Source organism: Streptomyces sp. NPDC001852, assembly GCF_042891825.1.
Taxonomy (GTDB): domain Bacteria; phylum Actinomycetota; class Actinomycetes; order Streptomycetales; family Streptomycetaceae; genus Streptomyces.
In genome coordinates, this window is record NZ_JBIATN010000011.1 from 213,807 (window position 1) to 231,516 (window position 17,710).

The following is a 17,710-nucleotide window of genomic DNA, read 5'->3' on the forward strand; positions in this document are numbered from 1 at the left end:
GCTGCCGGGGCGGCTCACGCGTCCGCGAGACGAGGGAAGACTGCCTCTGCGCTGCCGCGGTCGATCGCGTCGAGCTGGCCGGGTTCAAAGCCGTCGTAGCCGTCCAGCATGGAGTCGAGGAGAGCGCCGGTCTCCACCGGGGCGAAGGGGAAGTCGCTGCCGTAGAGGACGTGCCCGGGACGGGCGAAGGCGAGGAGGGAGGGCAGGGCGGACGGTGTGGACGACAGCGCGGTGTCGAAGTAGAAGCGCTGGAGGTCGGTCAGGATGCCCAGCGGCGTGGTGCCGGGATTGAACTGGGCACCGGCGGTGAAGCGCCAAGCGGCGTAGGGCAGGAATCCGCCCGCGTGGGAGAGGATGACCTTCATCCGGGTGTGCCGGCGCATCACCCCGTTCAGCGTCATGTGCACCGCGGTGCGTGTGGTGTCGAAGGGGAAGTCCAGCAGCGGGCCGGGCATGCCCTCCAGCATGGGCATCGGCGGCGCGTCGGGGTGGATGAAGACCACCGCGCCACGGGCGTCGAGCTCGGCCCACAGCGGCTCGTACCCCTTGTCGCCGAGGTAGCGGCCTCGGACGTTGGAGAGCAGTACCACTCCGTCGGCGTGCAGTTCGTCCAGCGCGTGGGCGGCCTCGGCGAGCGCGCCGTCGACGTCCGGCAGCGGGAGGGCGGCGAAGAACCCGAAACGGTCGGGGCGGTCCTTGGCCCGCTCGGCGGCGTACTCGTTGGCATCGCGGGCGACCGCGCGGGCCTCCGCGTCGTCGCCGAAGTGGGTGCCCGGGGAGCTGATCGAGAGAATGCCCGTCGCGATCGACCGGCGGTCCATCACGTTCCGGTAGGCCGGCGGGATGAGGTGCTGGTGGACGTCGATGCGACGGGGAGAGGACATATTCTATCGCCTCCTAATATTTAGCTTGCTAATCATTAGTCTGTTAAGCTAACACCCATGAGCGACAGCAACAACGGCGAGCGGGCCTCGACCGACGGGGACGTGGCGGCCGAGCAACTCGCACAGGCGGCCGACGCGCTCTTCGTCGCCATGCGGCGGGCCCGTTCGGCGGGCGCCGAACACTTCGGCGGGCTCTCCCTGGCCCAGGTCTCGCTCCTGGAACCACTGGCCACGGAGACGGACATCCCGGTGGGCCGCCTGGCGAGCAGTGCGGACGTCAGCGTCCCCACCGCCACGCGGATGCTGCAGCAACTGGAGGCGAAGGGCGTTGTGGTGCGCCGCCGGTCGCCCGAGGACGAGCGGCGCGTCCTGGTCAGCCTCACCGACGACGGAGCCGAGCGGCTCACCCTGCTCCGGGCCCGGCTGCGGGAGCGCCAGAGCCGGGCCTACGAGGCATTCACCCCGGCCGAGCGGACTCAGCTCGTGACACTCCTGCGCCGCCTCACCGAACTCGTCGCCGATACGGAATCCGCCTGATCCGGCACCCGGGAGTCGATCACGGTGCCACCGCGGAAGATCGGGATCGCCCCGGTTCGTCCCCGGTTGCCCGCAGCGGAGAGAATGGGACGACCGCACCGGGCGAGGTGGTGGCGATGCCCGCTTGGCATCTGCGTGACTATCACGATGACGATCTTGACCAGGCCATACAGATCTGGGACCAGAGCCGCCGGGTCGACGAGGACCGCGTGTTCCCCGTCTCGGAGGTGATGGCCGCGGCCAAGGCCGGTCAGACGGCCGTCGTCGCCGTGGTCGGCGACGAACTGGTGGGCATGGCCGTGGCGCAGGCCCATGGCAAACGGGGCTGGATCCTTCTGGTGGCACTCGCCTCCCGGTGGCGCGAGCGCGGGATCGGCAGTGCTCTTCTCACCGAACTGGAACGGCGCCTGCGCGCACTGGGCGTGCGGCACATCAGCGCCCTGCTGCCCGCCGGTGCCGCTGGGACGAAGGCCCTGGAGAACTCCGGCTACCGGTTCCGCGACGACCTGACCTATTACGAGAAGCTCGAACCTCCCGGAACCGCCAACGCCGACGTCCTCGCCGCGCTGGGCGGCCGTGTGCTCCCCCAGGGGCTCTGGGACACCATGGCCGGCATGGAGCGCGAGAAGGAGGTGATCGAGCGTCGCGTCGTGCTCCCGCTGACCGAGCCGGCACTGGCGGACCGCTACGGTGTCGCCCCGCCCAAGGCGATCATCCTGTTCGGCCCGCCCGGCACCGGCAAGACCAGTTTCGCCAAGGCGGTGGCCTCGCGGCTCGGCTGGCCGTTCGTGGAACTCTTCCCGTCCCGGCTCGCGGCCGACACCAGTGAGGGCCTGGCCGTCGCCTTGCGCGAGACCTTCGCGGACCTGGCGGAACTGGAGTCGGTACTGCTCTTCATCGACGAAGTCGAGGAGATCGCGGGGGTGCGTTCCGGAAAGGCGGTCGATCCCGGCCACGGCGTGACCAACGAGCTGCTCAAACTCATCCCGGTCTTCCGCGAGCACGACTCACGGTTGCTGGCCTGTGCCACCAATTCGGTGCGCTCGCTCGACGCGGCCTTCCTGCGGCCGGGCCGGTTCGACTACGTCATTCCCGTCGGCCCGCCGGACCCGACCGCCCGCGCGGCGATCTGGCACCGCTATCTCAGGGCGTCCGCTGCCGCGGTCGACCTCGACCAACTGGTCGGGGCCAGCGAGCTGTTCACCCCGGCCGACATCGAATTCGCCGCCCGCAAGGGAGCGCAGGCGGCGTTCGAACGGGAACTCACCCAGCGCCAGGGAAGGCCGGCCACCACCGAGGACTACACGAGCGCCATCGCCGACACACGGCCGACACTCACCGCACGGGCCATCGAAGAGTTCACCGAGGACATCGACACGTACAGCCGGCTCTGAGTCACGAGATCGCGCGGTGAGCGGCCGTCCGTCACGAGAGGAGGACAGCGGGATCAGCTGTCGTCCCGCAGGCCCCACGGGGAGCCGTACTCCGTGAGCAGGTCCAGGAAGGGGCGCGGGGGCAGGGCTTCCGGACCGAGAACTCCCTTGCCGGACCAGGCGCCGGCGGACAGCAGTTCCAGGGCGACGACCGGGTTGACCGCCGTCTGCCAGACGACGGCCTGCGAGCCGTACTCGCGCATCGACCACTCGTTGTCGACCACGTGGTACAGGTACACCTCACGCGGCGCCCCGTCCTTGCTGCCCTTGACCCAGGTGCCGGCGCACGTCTTGCCCGTCATCCGCTCCCCCAGGGCGGCCGGCTCGGGCAGGCACGCGGCGACCACGTCTCGCGGCGAGACCCGTACGGGGCCGTCGTTCCCGGGCACGCTCACCGTGGCCGTCGAGTCCAGGCCCAGTTCGTGGAGGGTCCTGAGCTTGGCGATGAAGTCGTCGCCGAGCCCGTACTTGAAGGTGACACGACGCGCATCCACCCAGCGCGGTATCAGCAGCACCTCTTCGTGCTCGACGTTGACGCACTCCACGGGACCTATGCCCTCGGGGAAGTCGAACACCTCGGGCTCGCTGAACGGAACGGTGGTGAACCAGCCGCGGCCCTCCTCATAGACGACCGGGGGGTTGAGGCATTCCTCGATGGTCGTCCAGATGCTGAAGGACGGCGCGAAGTCGTAGCCCTCGACCGTCAGGTTGGCGCCGTCCCGGACACCTATCTCCTCGATGTCGTCGAAGAGTTCGTCGGCCGCGTACCGGGCGAAGACGTCGGACAGGCCGGGCTCGACGCCCATTCCCACCAGTGCCAGCCGTCCGGCCTCCTCCCAGCGCCGGGCAAGTGCGAACTGTTCGTCCCCGAGCTTGACACCGCACTCCTCGTAGGGGCGCGAGCCGTGTGGCGCGGACAGCGACATCGCCATGTCCAGGTAGTGTGCGCCGGCCTCCAGGGCGGCCCGGAACAGCGGCATCACGAACCGGGGGTCGGTGGCGTTGAGCAGCACCTCGCACCGCTCCTCCACGAGCATCCGGCGGACCGCGTCCTGGTCCGAGGCGTCCAGCCGCCGCGCGCTGTAGCGAGCGCCCCGCTCCCCGAGCGCCGCGACCGCGGCCTCGGCACGGGCGAGGTCGTAGTCGGCGACGACCATGTGGCCGAGGAAGTCACGACGGGCGGCGATCCGGGTGACGGCCGTACCCACGCCGCCCGCGCCCACGAGAAGTACGCGCATGTCACACACCTTTCTCCGGGGAGGCGAGCGCCTCCGCACGGGGTCGATGCAACGCGACGCCGGGATATAAGGTCAACCCTGTTGGCATAAGGGCGGAGCAGGCGCCTCGGCGCCGGTGGCGGAAGGACGACCGACATGGCGAAGCAGGTGGTGCCGGAGACGGCACGTCAGCGGCGGCGGCCCACGCGCGGCGGCACCGTGCTGTCGGAGGAGATCATCGTGCACACGGCCCTGCGTGTCCTGGGGGAGCACGGCAGCACCGGGCTGACGGCACGCCGTCTCGGCGCGGCGCTCGGTGCCGATCCGAGCACGCTGTACCGCTACTTCGCCGGGATGGACGATCTGGCCCGGGCCATCGGGGACGAGCTCATGGGCAGGGCCCTCGACAGCTGGACGGCCACCGGGGACTGGCGCACCGACCTGCGCGCGCTGGGCCTGGCCATCCACGCCTCCTACCTCGCCCACCCCCAGGCCGCCGTCCTCACCGCCAGCCGGGTCACCGGCAGGCCTCGCGAGATCGCGGTGGACGAGACCATCCTCGGCATCCTGCGTGGCGCCGGGCTGCCCGACCCCGTGGCGGTGCGTGTCTACCACGCGTTCATCGACCAGAGTCTCGCCTTCGCCGCGCTCGACGCCGGCTCCCTCGCGCTGGCGGACGAGGCTCGTGCGGGCGACGAGGAGATGTGGCACTCCACCTATGCCCGCCTGCCTGCGGAGTCGCATCCGAACATCGCCGCCACGGCACACCTGCTCGCCCGGTACATGCCGCACAGCGCCTATCCGGCCGCCCTGGAGATACTCCTGGAACACACCGCCGCGCAACTGACCCGATCGGGGGCATGACGCGTGCGGCTCCGCCGACGCGCCTTCCCGTCGTCGAGCGGAGTGGGCGGGCCGGAATCGGCCGGGTCAAGGAGTCGGCTCGGGCAGGGTGTCCGGCAGGCCGAGCGCGGCGGAGACATGGCGCCAGATGGACCTGAGGGCGGTGTCCTGGGTGACGGCGGGATCCCGCAGCATGAGGCGGATGCCATAACCGTCGCTCAGCGAGAGGACGAGCGTGCACAGGTCGTCCACGTCGGTCGGGGCGAACTCACCGGAGGCGATGCCACGCCGTACGGCGCCGGCCACCCAGGCGTGCAGTTGCGCGTACAGGTCCACTGCATAGGCCCGGGTGGCCTCGTCGCGCAGCGCGCGGACCCACAGTTCCTGCCACAGTCGCCAGTCCTGGTGCAGTTCGGGATCGGTCGGGAGCAGGTTGCGCACGATGCGGGCCAGGGTGACCGCGGGCGGCGCCGTCTCCGCGTCCCGGTCCACGTCGACGGCCGTGTTGGCGAAGGAGTGGGTCATCGCCTCGGTGAACAGCTTCTCGCGCGTGTCGAAGTGGTAGTGCAGCAGGGCCGTGGACACGCCGGCCCGCTCGGCGACCATGCGCATCCGGATCTTCTCGAAACCGATCTCGGCGATCGCCTCGCACGCCGCGGTCAGGATGCGCTCGCGCGTGTCTGCCGTGCGCACCTTGGTCGACACCCTGCCGCTCCCCTCGTTCGGTGGTCGTACGCCGTGGCCATTCTCCCTCACCATGCCCTCACCCCGGTGGCGCCGTCTCATGCTGTGGCTTCTCGTCGTACCGGTGGAAGCCCCGCCCGGACTTCCGCCCCAGCAGCCCGGCCTCCACCATCCGGGACAGCAGCGGGGGCGGCGCGTACTGCGGCTCGCGGAACTCGGCGTACAGCGACTCCGCGATGGCCCGCGTGGTGTCCAGGCCGATGAGGTCCGTCAGGGCCAGCGGACCGAGCGGGTGCGCGCAGCCGAGGACCATGCCGCGATCGATGTCCTCGACGCTCGCGGTACCCGATTCCGCCATGCGGATGGCGGCGAGCAGGTACGGGACGAGCAGCGCGTTGACGACGAAGCCGGCGCGGTCGCTGGTGCGCACGACCTCCTTGCCCAGCCGGCCCGTCACGAAGGTCTCGGCCCGCGCCACGGTGTCGGCCGAGGTGAGCAGGGACGGCACGAGCTCGACCAGCCGCAGGACCGGTACGGGGTTGAAGAAGTGCACGCCGACGACGTGCTCGGGGCGGCCGGTCGCGGCGGCGAGCCGGATGACCGGGATGGCGGAGGTGTTCGTCGCGAGGACGGTGTGGGCACCGGTGACCGCGTCGTCGAGGCGGGCGAAGACGTCGGCCTTGAGGCGCTCGTCCTCCGCCACGGCCTCGATCACCAGGTCGCGGTCGTGCAGCGCCTCGATCTGGTCGACCACGGTGATCCGGGCGGCGGTGGCCTCGCGCCGTTCGGCGGTGAGCCTGCCGCGCGCGGTGGCCCGGTCGAGCGAGCGGGTGATGCGCAGGCGGCCGGCGCGGGCCGCCTGCGCGTCGCGTTCCACCACGGTGACCGGCAGGCCGGCCCGCGCACAGACCTCGGCGATGCCCGCACCCATCAGTCCGCAGCCGACGACTCCGATGCGTTCGATGCCGGTCATCCGGGCCTCCCTTCGTTCCGTGTCGGGCGTGGTGTCAGGCGGTGGGCAGGTCCAGGACCCCCGAGCCGCGCTTGATCAGCTCGCCCGCGATGATCAGCCGCTGGATCTCGGAGGTGCCCTCCCAGATCCGGTCGACACGCAGCTCCCGGTAGAGCCGTTCGACGGCGTACGTACGGTCGTAGCCCCGGCCGCCGTGGATCTGCAGGCACCGGTCGACCACCCGGCCGGCGGCCTCGCTCGCCGCGAGCTTGGCGATGGCCGCCTTGGCGTGCAGCGTCTTGCGGTCGCCGGCCGCGGCCCGGTCGACCTCCCAGGCGACCTGGTGGGTGTAGGCGCGGTTGACCGCGATGTCCACGGCGCAGTCCGCGAGCATGCCCTGGATCAGCTGGTACGAGGCGATCGGCGCCCCGAACTGCTCCCGCTCCACCGCCCAGTCACGGGCCAGTTCCAGGGCGCGCTCCGCGGCACCGGTGGTGCGCGCCGCGATCATCAGACGCTCTTCGGTGAACCATGAGCGCGTGATGTCGTATCCCTCGCCGATGCCGCCGAGCACCGCGTCCTCGTCGACCTGGACGTCGGTGAAGGTGAACTCGGGGTGCTCGTAGACGAAGGTGTGCATGAAGCGGGGCACGCGCGTCATCTCGATGCCGGGGGTGTCCTTGTCGACGAGGAACAGCGTCGGGGCCCGCTCCGGTCCCGCCGCGGCGAGCACGATCATGAAGTCGGCGTGGTCGCCGACCGTCACGAACCACTTCTCGCCGTCGATCACCCAGCCCTGGTCGTTCTTGGTCGCCGTGGTGGCGAGGTTCTGCGGGTCGGAGCCCGCGCCGGGCTCGGTGACGGCGTAGCAGTCGCGCCGCTCGCCCCTGATCACCGGGACGAGGAAGCGCTCGCGCTGCTCCGGGGTGCAGAAGCGGAGGGCGTTCGCGGGCCGCCACACCATGTCCCACAGGGCGCCGGTGAGCCGTCCCAACTCCTCCTGCACGGTGACCTGTTCGGGGATGGTGAGTCCGGCGCCGCCCCATTCGGCCGGCATGTTGACGGCCTGGAGGCCGGAGTCGAGCACCGCGTCGCGGATCTTGGCGTGGACGTCGGCGGGCAGGCCGTTGTTCTCCTCGCACTGGATCTCATGGGCGGCGATGACGTCGGTCAGGGCGCGTGCGGCGGCCTTGAGCTGTGCCTGGCGGGGGGTGAGACGGAAGTCCATGGAGGTCCTCACTGTGCGCTGACGAAGGGGGGATTCAGTGGGTGGGCAGGGCCAGGGCGCCGGTGCCGCGCTTGATCAGCTCGTTGGCGATGATGAGCCGCTGGATCTCGGAGGTGCCCTCCCAGATCCGGTCGACACGCAGCTCCCGGTACATGCGCTCGACGGGGTAGGTGCGGTCGTAGCCACGGCCGCCGAAGATCTGCAGACAGCGGTCGGCGACCCGGCCGGCGGCCTCGCTGGCGGCGAGCTTGGCGGTGGAGGCCTTGGCGTGCAGCGTCTTGCGGTCGGTGTCCGGCTGGTCGGCCTCCCAGGCGACCTGATGGGTGTAGGCCCGGTTCACGGCGATGTCCACGGCGCAGTCCGCGAGCATGCCCTGGATCAGCTGGTACGAGGCGATCGGCGCCCCGAACTGCTCCCGCTCCACCGCCCAGTCACGGGCGAGCCGGAGGGCGCGCTCGGCCGCGCCGACGGTGCGGGCCGCGATCATCAGGCGTTCGTCGGTGAACCATTCCTTGGTCAGCTCGTAGCCGTTGCCGACGCCGCCGAGCACGTCCTCGTCGGCCACGAGGACGTCGGTGAAGGTGAACTCGGGATGCCCGTTGACCGCGGAGTGCATGAAGTGCGGCACACGGGTCATCTCGACGCCGGGCGCGGCCTTGTCCACGAAGAAGAGAGTGGGCAGCCGCTCGGGCCCGGCGTCCGCCTGCACCAGCAGGAAGTCGGCGATGTCGCCGCAGGTGACGAACCACTTCTCCCCGTTGAGCAGCCAGCCGCCGTCGGTGCGGGTGGCCGTCGAGGCGCCGGAGGACGGGTCGGATCCGGCGCCCGGCTCGGTGACGGCGAACGCGTCGAACTTCTCCCCGCGGATCACGGGCAGCAGATACTTCTCGCGCTGCCGCTCGTCGCCGTACGCGAGGACGTTGGCGGGACGCCAGGGGATGTCCCACAGGCAGTTGGTGACCTTGCCGAACTCCTCCTCCACGATGACCTGGTCGAGCAGGCCGAGGCCGGCTCCGCCCCACTCGGCGGGCATGTTGATGGCGTAGACACCGGCGTCCATGGCGGCCCGGGTCAGTTCGGTGACGAGCGGCTGCGGCAGGGGGCCGCCGGCCCGCTCGGACTGGTCCTCGTAGCGCATCAGCAGACGCGCGTAGTCGGCGGCGCGGCGTTTGAGGTCTGCCTGCTCGGGGGTGTAGCGCATGTCCATGGGGCCTCTTCGAATCGGGTCGCAAAGGGGGTGGGTCAGGCGAGTACGGCGCGGGAGTCGAGGGCGAGGACCCCGTGCGGGCGGACGAGCAGCGGGTTGACCTCGATCTCGGCGATCTCGGGGTGGGCGGCGGCGAACGCCGTGATCGTCTCGACGGCCGCCGCGGCCGCGGCGATGTCGACCGGGGGCCTGCCGCGCACTCCGTCGAGCAGGGCGGCGGTGCGCAGTCCGCGCAGCAGGCGCAGGGCGCCGTCGGCGGGCACGGGGGCCAGTGCGAAGGCGACGTCGCGCAGGGCCTCGGCCAGCACTCCGCCGAGCCCCACCATAGCGACCGGGCCGAAACGGGGGTCCCGGTGGACGCCGATGATCAGCTCCACGCCGTCCGTCGGATCCGCCATGGCTTCCACGGAGTACAAGGAGGCGCCGAGCCGTGCGTCCATGTCACGGAAGGCGGCGAGCAGTTCGCCGGGGCCGGCCAGGCCCAGCGCCACACCTCCCGCGTCGGACTTGTGGAGGAGATGGAGGGCCTTGAGGACGTAGGGGCCGGTGAACTCCTCGGTGGCGGCGAGCAGTTCGGTCTCGTCGTGGACCTCGCGGGCGGTGGGGAAGGGGAGTCCGGCCGCTTCGAGGGCTCTGCGGGTCTGCAGGTAGCCGCTGTCGTGCAGGGCGGGCGCGGCGGCAGGCAGGGGCGGGAGACCGCTGCGTGGTGCGCCGGGTGCCGTGGCGGCGAGAGCGCGGGCGGCGTCCTCGGTGGCGGCGAAGACCGGGATGCCGGCCGCGGCGAGGGTGCGGCAGCTGGGCGACTCGGGATACATCGACTGCACCACCAGGGGCTTCGCGGTGGCCCGGTGACGGGCCGCGATGACGCGCGCGGCCTGCTGTTCCCCCTCCGCGAGCGCCGTACCCCCTCCCCCGAGCCCGCCGTCGGTGGCCGCGTAGCCGCCGAAGTAGCCGGTCATCAGGACGGCGTCGGCCTCCTCGGCCGCCAGCAACGCGGAGACCGTGTCCGCGTACGAGCCCGGGCTCTGCTCACCCATCCCGGCGAGGTCGACGGGGTTGGCGACGGCGGACTGTTCCCACAGTGCCTCCCGGAGGCGTTGCCGGGTCGGCTCGTGGAGTTCGGGCACGGTCAGGCCGGCGGCCTCGGCGGCGTCGGCGGCGACGACCCCGTGGCCGCCGCCGTCCGTCAGCACGGCGACCCGCCGGCCGGCCGCGCGTCGTCCGCCGTTCAACGCGGCCAGTACCACGGCCAATTCGCGGGGTGTGGCGACCAGTTCCACTCCGGCGTCCCGGCACGCCGCGGTCACCACGTCGGCCGGAGTGGTCAGGGCCCCGGTGTGCGACTGGGCGCTGCGTGCGGAGGCGTCGCCGCGTCCGCCCGTGAGGAGCACCACGGGTTTGTCCGCGGCGGACGCCGCCTCGGCGAAGGCGCGTCCGTCGGCGAAGTCCTCCGCGTAGACCGCGATGGCCTGTGTGCCGTCGTGCCGGGCGCAGTCGGCGAGCAGGTCGACCAGGGTGACGTCGGCCTGGTTGCCCAGGGACACGAAGCGGGAGAAGCCGAGGCCGTGCGGCCGGAAGCGGAGCTGGAGCTCCAGGGCGAGGTTGCCGCTCTGGCTGAGCAGGGCGACACCGCCGGGGGTGAAGGTGTCGGAGGCCAGGAAGAGGTCGGTGGTGTTGTCCGTCAGCCCGAGGCAGTTGGGCCCGACGAGCACGGCCCCTGCGGCGCGCACCCGTTCGGCGACCGCCTGCTGGCGGGTCCGCCCAGCGTCGCCGGTCTCCGCGAAGCCGGCGCTGATCGCGACGATCGCCCGGGCCCCGCACCGCAGGGCTTCGTCGACGGCTGCCTCGAGGCCCGCGGCGGGCACGGAGATCACCGCCAGATCGACGGGCTCGCCGATCGCGCCGAGGCTGGGCGCGGCGGGCCGGCCGAGTACCGTTCCGCCGCGGCGGTTGACCAGGTGGACGGGGCGGCGGCCGGGCGCGCGGAGGGCCTGGGCGGCGATGGCGTGGCCGTACTTGGCCGGGTCGTCGCTGGCTCCCACGACGGCGACGGAGACGGGGTCGAAGAGGGCCGTCAGGTCCCGGCCCATGTCACTTCACCAGCTTCAGGGCGGAGTTGGGGCAGACGGCCACGGCGGCCACGGCGGCGCCCTCGGCGGCGGGCGGCACGTTCCGCTCACGCATCCGCGCGTAACCCCAGTCGTCGAGGTCGATCAGTTCGGGGGCGGGTTCCCGGCAGAGGCCGTATCCCTGGCAGCGGGTGGAGTCCAGCAGGAGTTCCATGGTGCGGTCCTTTCGGTGCACGGGGGTTCGGTGGGCGATGAGGGCGCGGACATCGGGGAGGGCGGGATCAGGGCACCGGCACCCTGAACCGGCCGCCGTCGTCGGATCGCTCGGCCTCGCACGCGGGGCAGGTGGCGCGGCGGTGTGCGTCGATCCGGTCCGGGAAGTGGGCGAGGAGGGTGGCGACGATGCGGGCGGCGGCGTCGAGCAGCCCGCAGGCCCCCCGGCCCGGCAGTTGCCCCGACCAGCGGCGCAGCCGGTCGCGCGTGTCGTCGTCCGTCTCGCCGCGCCCGACCGCCGTGAGGGCGCCGGCCAGCGCCTCGGTTCCGGAGACGCACACCCCGCACTGCCGGGCGCTCTGTGCGGCGAGGTAGGCGGTGGCCTCGGCGGCCACGGCGACGGGGCAGTCACCGGGATGCAGGAAGTGCAGGGCACCGCAGCCGAGCGCACCGCCGGCCGCCGTCATCCGGTCGTGGTCGAGCGGAAGGTCCGCCCAGCGCGAGCCGTACAGCCCACCGAACAGGCCGCCCAGGAGCACCGCATCGGCCGTGCCGTGCCCGCACAGGTCGGCCGGAAGCTTCAGGTGCGTGCCGGCGGGCACCTCGACCAGCGCGGCGGCGGTACCGGCTCCGCCCGAGACGGTCACCAGGTGGGCACCGGCGACGGCGCCAGCTACGTCGGGACACGCGTGCAGCACCGCGAGGCGGGCCAGCGTCTCCACGTTGGCGACCAGGGTGGGTGCGCCGCCGATCCCCTTCTCGAAGGGGCGCGGGGGCTTCGGCGTGGGCAGGGCGGGGCCGCCGTCGATGCGCCGGACGACCGCCGTCTCCTCCCCCGCCACGTACGCGGGCTCCGTCCGTACGACGTCGACGCGCAGGCCCGTGCGACGCTCGGCGAGCGCCCGGCGGACGGCCCGCTCGGAGGGAGCGTCGGAGAGGTAGACGAAGCCGCGTTCCGCGCCCGTCATGGCCGCGGCGAGCCGCAGTCCGTCCAGGATCAGGTGCGGTCGGTGGCGCAGCAGCCATCGGTCCTTGACCGAGCCGGGCTCGCCCTCCTCACCGTTGGCGACGACGACGGGCCGGCCGGGTGCGTCGCGGACGGCGCGCAGCTTGACGGCGGCGGGGAAGCCGGCGCCCCCGCGGCCGCGCAGCCCGGCGTCGGCGATCCAGTCCAGCAGCCGGTCGGGCGCGGGCAGCGGCGCGTACCCGCCCACGGCGAGGTAGCGGGGTAGGTCCTCGGTGTCGCCGTACGGCTCCGCACCGGACAACGGTGACTGGAGCAGGCCGAGCTGTCCTTCGGGAAGGAGGGAGAAGACGCCGGTCATACGGTGCTCCTGGGCTCGGAGGGGCCAGAGGGGCAAAAGAGGGTGGAGGAGCCGCAACGGCCGGAGGGGGCGGGGGCACGGCGGGCTCCCAGGTGGGCCAGGGCCCGCTCCAGGTCCCGTCGTTGGGTGGCGGTGCGGGCGTACGCCGGGCCGGACAGGCCGATCAGCATGCGGTGGTGGTCGAGGACGACCTGGCCGGCCAGCAGGGCCGCCCCGGCATCGGCGCTCGAGGACCGGTCCGCGGCCTCGACGACCAGGTCGGTGACCTCGCGGAGGTAGCGCAGCCAGCCGCGCTGTGTGCCGCGCAGCACCAGGCGCTCGACACGCCGCCGCTCGGCCGTGATCAGGGCCGACGACGGTGGACCGGCCGTCGGCGCCCGCAGGGCGGCCACCGCTGCGGGCAGCTCCTGCTCGGGCTCCGGCGTGAGGCCGAGCCATTGCAGACTTCGGCGAGCGCTCATACGTGCCTCCGGGGCCACCCCGGTTCCGGCGGGCCGGGAAAGCGGGGCGGCGTGGCGTTGGCGGGGATGGGGAGATCCTCCGGCGCCCGGACGAGCGAGGGCGGGGAGCCGTGCTGAATGCCCGTGGCCGGGCGCGGGGACGGTTGATGTCCGAACCGGTGCGAGGGGCGCGGACGGGAGCGGGACATCCCTGGCCGTCCACCTGCGACCGAGACTAACTAACTAATTAGTCAGCCCACAAGTCTTGACTTGCCTGCCCGCCACCCTCACTCTGACTAACCAATCAGTCAGCCGAGCGGGCGGCAGGTCCGGCGCGGGAAACCGCTGCCGGCCCCGCCGTACCGGGCCGGCCCAGCCTCACCGCCCATCGCCGCCGCCGCGGCGCGGAGGAGGACTCCCATGAACCCCTCGACCACGCGGGCAGCCGCCGAACGCCCCGCCTCCCCGGGCCCGCCCCCCGATCACCCCGGGGACGCGCTGCCCGCTCGCTTCTACACGGATCCGGCCATCGCCGCCGCCGAGACCGACCGCGTTTTCGCCAGGTCCTGGCAGCTGGTCTGCCACGAATCCGACCTGCCCGGCCCGGGCTCCCGGCTGACCGCGACCGCCGCCGGCCGTGAGGTGCTGGTCGTCCGGACCGAGGACGGCGGACTCGCCGCCCACCTCAACGTCTGCCGGCACCGTGGCACCCGCCTGGTCACCGGGCCCGAGCCCGCCGGAAAGGCGATCCGCTGCCCGTACCACGGCTGGACCTACAAGCTGGACGGACGGCTCGTCGGCGCCCCCGAGGCGCGCCGCATCCCGTGCCTGGACAAGCCCCGGCTCGGCCTGCACCCGGTGAACGTGGAGTCGTTCCTCGGCTTCGTCTTCGTCAACCTCGACATGGAGGCGACCCCGCTCACCGAGAGCTGTGCCGGGCTCGCCGAGGCGGTCGGCCGCTACGCCGGGCCCGACCTGGTCCCCGTCGGCAGGCACCGCATCCACGACCTGGCGGGCGGCGAGGAGCAGAACGCCAACTGGAAGGTGATCGTCGACAACTACCTGGAGGGATACCACGTTCCGGTCGCCCACCCGGCGCTCATGCGGCTGCTGGACTACCAGGCGTACACGGTGGACGTGCGGGAGAACTACGTCCTGTTCGAGTCTCCGCTGCGCGACAAGCCCTCCTCGAACTGGACGGAGCGGCTCTACCAGCGGCTGGCGACCCCCATGCCGGGACTGACCGAGGCCGACCGGCGGGTGTGGCGGTACGCCGTGATCTATCCGAACACGCTGATCGACTTCTACCCTGACCACGTGCTCGCGTGGACCGCCCTGCCCACCGCCCAGGACCGGGCGGCGATCCCCGGCGCCTTCTACACGAAACACGGGGAGGGGATCCGCACCCGGCTGGCCCGCCGGCTGAACATCCACATCGGCTGGGTCACCAACGACGAGGACGCCGAGCTTGTGGAGCGCGTGCAGGCCGGCCTGACCACGCCGGGTTTCGAGCCCGGACCGCTCTCGCAGCGCGAGGCCGCCGTCGGCTGGTTCGCCCGCCGGGTCCGGGACGACCTGGAGGGGGACGGACGGTGACATCCTCCCGCATCGCGTACGACGTACGCCTCCGGACCGGCTTACCCCTCCCCCGCTGACGCACGCTCGCACCTCCCCAGACCGGTCTTTCCTACGGAGTCAGGGCCTCCGTGAGCCGACCAGCCGGTCCAGCCCTGGAGTTGTGCCGTTCCTCGACGAAAGAGGACGTTCCGTGTCCCCCGAGGTACTTCCACCGACCCGACGCGGCGTGCTGCGGGCAGGAGCCTGCGGCCTGCTCGGCGCCGTGGTCGGCGGCTGCGGATTCATGCCCGCGACAACACCCAGCGCCCAGCAGCTCGCCCCGGTCGAGGCGCGTGTCGACGGCGATCTCGTCTACTTCAACTGGGCCGACTACGTCGACCCGTCCGTGTTCAAGGGCTTCGAGAAGGAGTACGGCGTCAAGGTCGTCCAGTCGAACTTCGACTCGATGGAAGGCATGGTCGCCAAGCTCAACGCGGGCAACCGCTACGACGTCGTCTTCCCCTCCGCCAAGTGGGCCCAGCGTCTGGTCCGGGCCGGCCGGCTGCGCCGTATCGACCACTCCCAGCTCACGAACTCCCAGGCGATATTCGGCAGGTACCGCTACTTCGCCGATCCCTGGTACGACCCCGGCTCCGCCCACACCGTCCCCTTCACCGCGTACAAGACCGGCATCGGCTGGCGCCGCGACAGGATCGGCGAACTGAGCGGTTCCTGGCGGGACTTGTGGAGCGACAGGGTCAGGGGCAAGGTCTTCCTGCTGGACGACCGGGACGAGGTGCTCGGCATGGGCGCCCTCGCACTCGGTCTCGGCGTCAGCACCGGCGACCGCCACGACCTCGACCGCATCACCTCCCTGCTGGGCACCCTGCGCCCCCGGTTGCGCGGCTTCTCCAGCGACAGCTACAACAACCTGCTCAACGGCAACGCGCTCATGACCCAGGCCTGGAGCGGCGACATGGCCGCCATGCTCAACCAGGCCAAGGATCCCTCGGTGTTCGGCTTCGAGGCCCCCAAGGAGGGCACGCCGATCAACTCCGACTGCTACGCCATCCCCTGGAACGCCCCCCATCCCGGCACCGCGATGCTGTTCATCGACTACATGCTGCGGCCGGAGAACGTGAAGAAGAACATCGAGTACATCGGCTACCCGATGCCGGTGGCCGGCACCGAGAAGACGTACGCCGAACTCGTGAAGCCCTTCCCCGAGTGCATGGTCACCGAGGACGACCTGAAGGCGGACCTGTTCTTCCGCAACGGCAGCCGCGCCGCGGAGGACGCCCGCGACACCGCCTGGACCCATGTGAAGGCGGGCTGACATGGCACTGCTCCGCTCCTCCTCGCGCACCCGCCGGGGCGATGCCGACGGCAACCGCATGTGGACCTGGTTCATGCTGCCCGGCACCCTGTGGATGACCGGGTTCCTGATCGCCTCGCTGGTTCTCGTCGCCGTCCTCGCCGTGGGCACCACCGACGACCTCGGCAACCCGCGCTTCGGCTTCGACCTGTCCGGCGTCCGCGCCCTCGCCGACCCCGCCTACACGGAGGTCATGGCCCGTTCCCTGGGCTACGCCCTGCTGACCTGCCTGATCTGCCTGATCATCGCCTACCCGGTGGCGTACACCATCGCCCTGCACGGCGGACGGTACAAGCACGCGCTGATCGCGGCGATCGTGGTGCCGTTCTTCGCGAACTACCTGGTCCGCATGTACGGCTGGTCGGTGGTCCTCTCCGACGGCGGACCCGTGCTGCGCGCCCTCCGCGCGGTGGGACTCGCCGACGGGAACACGAAGATCCTCAACACGAGCGTCGGTGTGATCGCCGGACTCGTCTACGGCTTCGTCGTCTTCATGATCATCCCGTTGTACGCGGCCCTGGAACGGCTCGACGCCTCCCTCATCGAGGCCGGCCGCGACCTGTACGGCGGCCCGGTCCGCACCTTCTTCTTCGTCACCCTGCCCGCCACCCGGCAGGGCGCGGCGGCCGGGCTCGTCCTGGTCTTCCTGCCCGCCATGGGCGACTTCGTCAGCGCGCAGCTCATGGGAGGCCCGGACCAGATCATGATCGGCAACCTCATCCAGGACAAGTTCTTCCAGGGCCAGAACTGGCCGCTGGGCTCCGCGCTCACCATGCTGCTGATGCTGGTGCTGCTGTTCGGGATGTTCGGCTACCTGCGGCGCACCCGCAAGGACGAGGCGGAGGCCCGCCGATGACCACCCTGCCCCGCACCCCGTCCGCAGCCGCACCCGCCCGGCCGGCCGGCCGCACCCGCCCGCGCACCCGACGTGGCCACGCCGAGCGCAGGCCGCGGATCCTCGTCGCCGTCACCGCGCTGTTCTTCGCGCTGCTCTACCTGCCCATCGCCGTCGTCGCCCTGTTCTCCTTCAACTCCAAGAAGTCGCTGACCGTCTTCGGCGGGTTCAGCCTGCGCTGGTACCGCGCCTTCGTCCATGACGACGTCCTGATCTCCTCCCTGAGCACCAGCCTGCGGATCTCGCTGGTGGCGATGGCCGGTTCGGTCGTCCTCGGCGTGGCGCTCGCCCTCGGCCTGGTGCGCTGCCGCACCCGGCTCGGCTCCCTGGCCGGACTGATCATGCTGGTGCCGCTGATCACCCCGGAGATCGTCACCGGGGTCGCGTCGATGCTGCTGTTCAAGGGCCTGGGCATAGCGCTGTCCACCAGCACGGTGATGCTCGCCGAGATCACCTTCTCCATCTCCTACGTCACCGTCATCCTCCGCTCCCGGGTCGCCGCGCTGAACCCGGAGGTGGAGGAGGCGGCCATGGACCTCGGCGCCACCCGCTGGCAGGCGGTGCGCCTGGTCACCCTGCCCGCGCTGCTGCCCGCCGTCCTGGCCAGCTCCGTACTGATCTTCGCGCTCGTCTTCGACGACTTCGTCCTGGCCTACTTCACCACCGGCGTCGACCCGCAGCCACTGTCGGTCCGGATCTACTCGGCGATCCGCTTCGGCGTGCAGCCCACCATCAACGCCGTCGGCACGCTGATGCTCGCGGGCTCCATCGTCCTGATCGCCCTGGCTCTCTTCATCCCGCGCCTCTTCGGCCGCCGCGGCGGCCTCGACATCCTCTCCGGAGAGTGACCC

At 71.7% G+C, this 17,710-nt stretch carries 17 protein-coding genes; 7 read left to right on the top strand and 10 right to left on the bottom strand.

What is annotated here, in order from left to right:
- Positions 1–14 precede the first annotated feature (14 nt).
- Positions 15–884, bottom strand: coding sequence for an amidohydrolase family protein (locus ACFYZB_RS21010; protein WP_388760604.1), 870 nt, complete (start codon positions 882–884; stop codon positions 15–17).
- 57 nt (positions 885–941) lie between these two features.
- Here ACFYZB_RS21010 and ACFYZB_RS21015 point away from each other — a divergent pair, with 57 nt between their 5' ends.
- Entirely contained in the window at positions 942–1,421 is a 480-nt protein-coding gene (locus ACFYZB_RS21015; protein ID WP_388760607.1) for a MarR family winged helix-turn-helix transcriptional regulator, read from the top strand.
- A gap of 107 nt (positions 1,422–1,528) precedes the next feature.
- Positions 1,529–2,815, top strand: a complete 1,287-nt coding sequence (locus ACFYZB_RS21020) for an ATP-binding protein (protein WP_388760609.1) — start codon at positions 1,529–1,531, stop codon at positions 2,813–2,815.
- A 53-nt stretch (positions 2,816–2,868) separates the two neighbouring features.
- On the opposite strand, the gene ACFYZB_RS21025 is transcribed toward ACFYZB_RS21020, so the two are convergent.
- Positions 2,869–4,092 (bottom strand): saccharopine dehydrogenase family protein, encoded by a 1,224-nt coding sequence (locus ACFYZB_RS21025; RefSeq protein ID WP_388760612.1) that lies wholly within the window; start codon positions 4,090–4,092, stop codon positions 2,869–2,871.
- 135 nt (positions 4,093–4,227) lie between these two features.
- Between ACFYZB_RS21025 and ACFYZB_RS21030 the strand changes: the two genes are divergently transcribed.
- Positions 4,228–4,935, top strand: coding sequence for a TetR/AcrR family transcriptional regulator (locus ACFYZB_RS21030; protein ID WP_388760615.1), 708 nt, complete (start codon positions 4,228–4,230; stop codon positions 4,933–4,935).
- Between the two features lie 66 nt (positions 4,936–5,001).
- Here ACFYZB_RS21030 and ACFYZB_RS21035 read toward each other — a convergent pair whose 3' ends face one another.
- The 8 genes from ACFYZB_RS21035 to ACFYZB_RS21070 form a co-directional block, all read right to left on the bottom strand.
- On the bottom strand, positions 5,002–5,673 hold the full coding sequence (locus ACFYZB_RS21035; protein ID WP_388760617.1) for a TetR/AcrR family transcriptional regulator: 672 nt from the start codon (positions 5,671–5,673) through the stop codon (positions 5,002–5,004).
- Between the two features lie 4 nt (positions 5,674–5,677).
- Complete coding sequence (locus ACFYZB_RS21040) at positions 5,678–6,571, bottom strand: 3-hydroxybutyryl-CoA dehydrogenase (RefSeq protein ID WP_388760620.1); 894 nt, start codon at positions 6,569–6,571, stop codon at positions 5,678–5,680.
- Positions 6,572–6,605: 34 nt separating this feature from the next.
- Positions 6,606–7,778, bottom strand: coding sequence for an acyl-CoA dehydrogenase family protein (locus ACFYZB_RS21045; protein ID WP_388760623.1), 1,173 nt, complete (start codon positions 7,776–7,778; stop codon positions 6,606–6,608).
- Positions 7,779–7,812: 34 nt separating this feature from the next.
- Entirely contained in the window at positions 7,813–8,985 is a 1,173-nt protein-coding gene (locus tag ACFYZB_RS21050) for an acyl-CoA dehydrogenase family protein (protein ID WP_351208204.1), read from the bottom strand.
- A gap of 35 nt (positions 8,986–9,020) precedes the next feature.
- Positions 9,021–11,075 (bottom strand): acetate--CoA ligase family protein, encoded by a 2,055-nt coding sequence (locus tag ACFYZB_RS21055; RefSeq protein ID WP_388760626.1) that lies wholly within the window; start codon positions 11,073–11,075, stop codon positions 9,021–9,023.
- A 1-nt stretch (position 11,076) separates the two neighbouring features.
- Complete coding sequence (locus ACFYZB_RS21060; RefSeq protein WP_351208206.1) at positions 11,077–11,268, bottom strand: ferredoxin; 192 nt, start codon at positions 11,266–11,268, stop codon at positions 11,077–11,079.
- A gap of 67 nt (positions 11,269–11,335) precedes the next feature.
- Entirely contained in the window at positions 11,336–12,592 is a 1,257-nt protein-coding gene (locus ACFYZB_RS21065; RefSeq protein WP_388760630.1) for an NADH-ubiquinone oxidoreductase-F iron-sulfur binding region domain-containing protein, read from the bottom strand.
- A complete protein-coding gene (locus ACFYZB_RS21070) occupies positions 12,589–13,053 on the bottom strand; it encodes a hypothetical protein (protein WP_388760633.1) in 465 nt (154 codons plus the stop codon). Before ACFYZB_RS21070 ends, ACFYZB_RS21065 begins: the two co-directional genes overlap by 4 nt.
- Positions 13,054–13,452: 399 nt before the next feature.
- Between ACFYZB_RS21070 and ACFYZB_RS21075 the strand changes: the two genes are divergently transcribed.
- The 4 genes from ACFYZB_RS21075 to ACFYZB_RS21090 all read left to right on the top strand — a co-directional run bounded on the left by ACFYZB_RS21075 (position 13,453) and on the right by ACFYZB_RS21090 (position 17,707).
- A complete protein-coding gene (locus ACFYZB_RS21075) occupies positions 13,453–14,628 on the top strand; it encodes an aromatic ring-hydroxylating dioxygenase subunit alpha (RefSeq protein ID WP_388760636.1) in 1,176 nt (391 codons plus the stop codon).
- Positions 14,629–14,800: 172 nt separating this feature from the next.
- Positions 14,801–15,925 carry a spermidine/putrescine ABC transporter substrate-binding protein gene (locus ACFYZB_RS21080; RefSeq protein WP_388760639.1) on the top strand — a complete coding sequence of 375 codons (1,125 nt, stop codon included), beginning with the start codon at positions 14,801–14,803 and terminating at the stop codon, positions 15,923–15,925.
- 1 nt (position 15,926) lies between these two features.
- Complete coding sequence (locus tag ACFYZB_RS21085) at positions 15,927–16,820, top strand: ABC transporter permease (RefSeq protein ID WP_388760642.1); 894 nt, start codon at positions 15,927–15,929, stop codon at positions 16,818–16,820.
- The gene (locus tag ACFYZB_RS21090) at positions 16,817–17,707 is read left to right on the top strand and encodes an ABC transporter permease (protein WP_388760645.1); all 891 of its coding nucleotides are present in this window, start codon (positions 16,817–16,819) and stop codon (positions 17,705–17,707) included. Before ACFYZB_RS21085 ends, ACFYZB_RS21090 begins: the two co-directional genes overlap by 4 nt.
- Positions 17,708–17,710 lie beyond the last annotated feature (3 nt).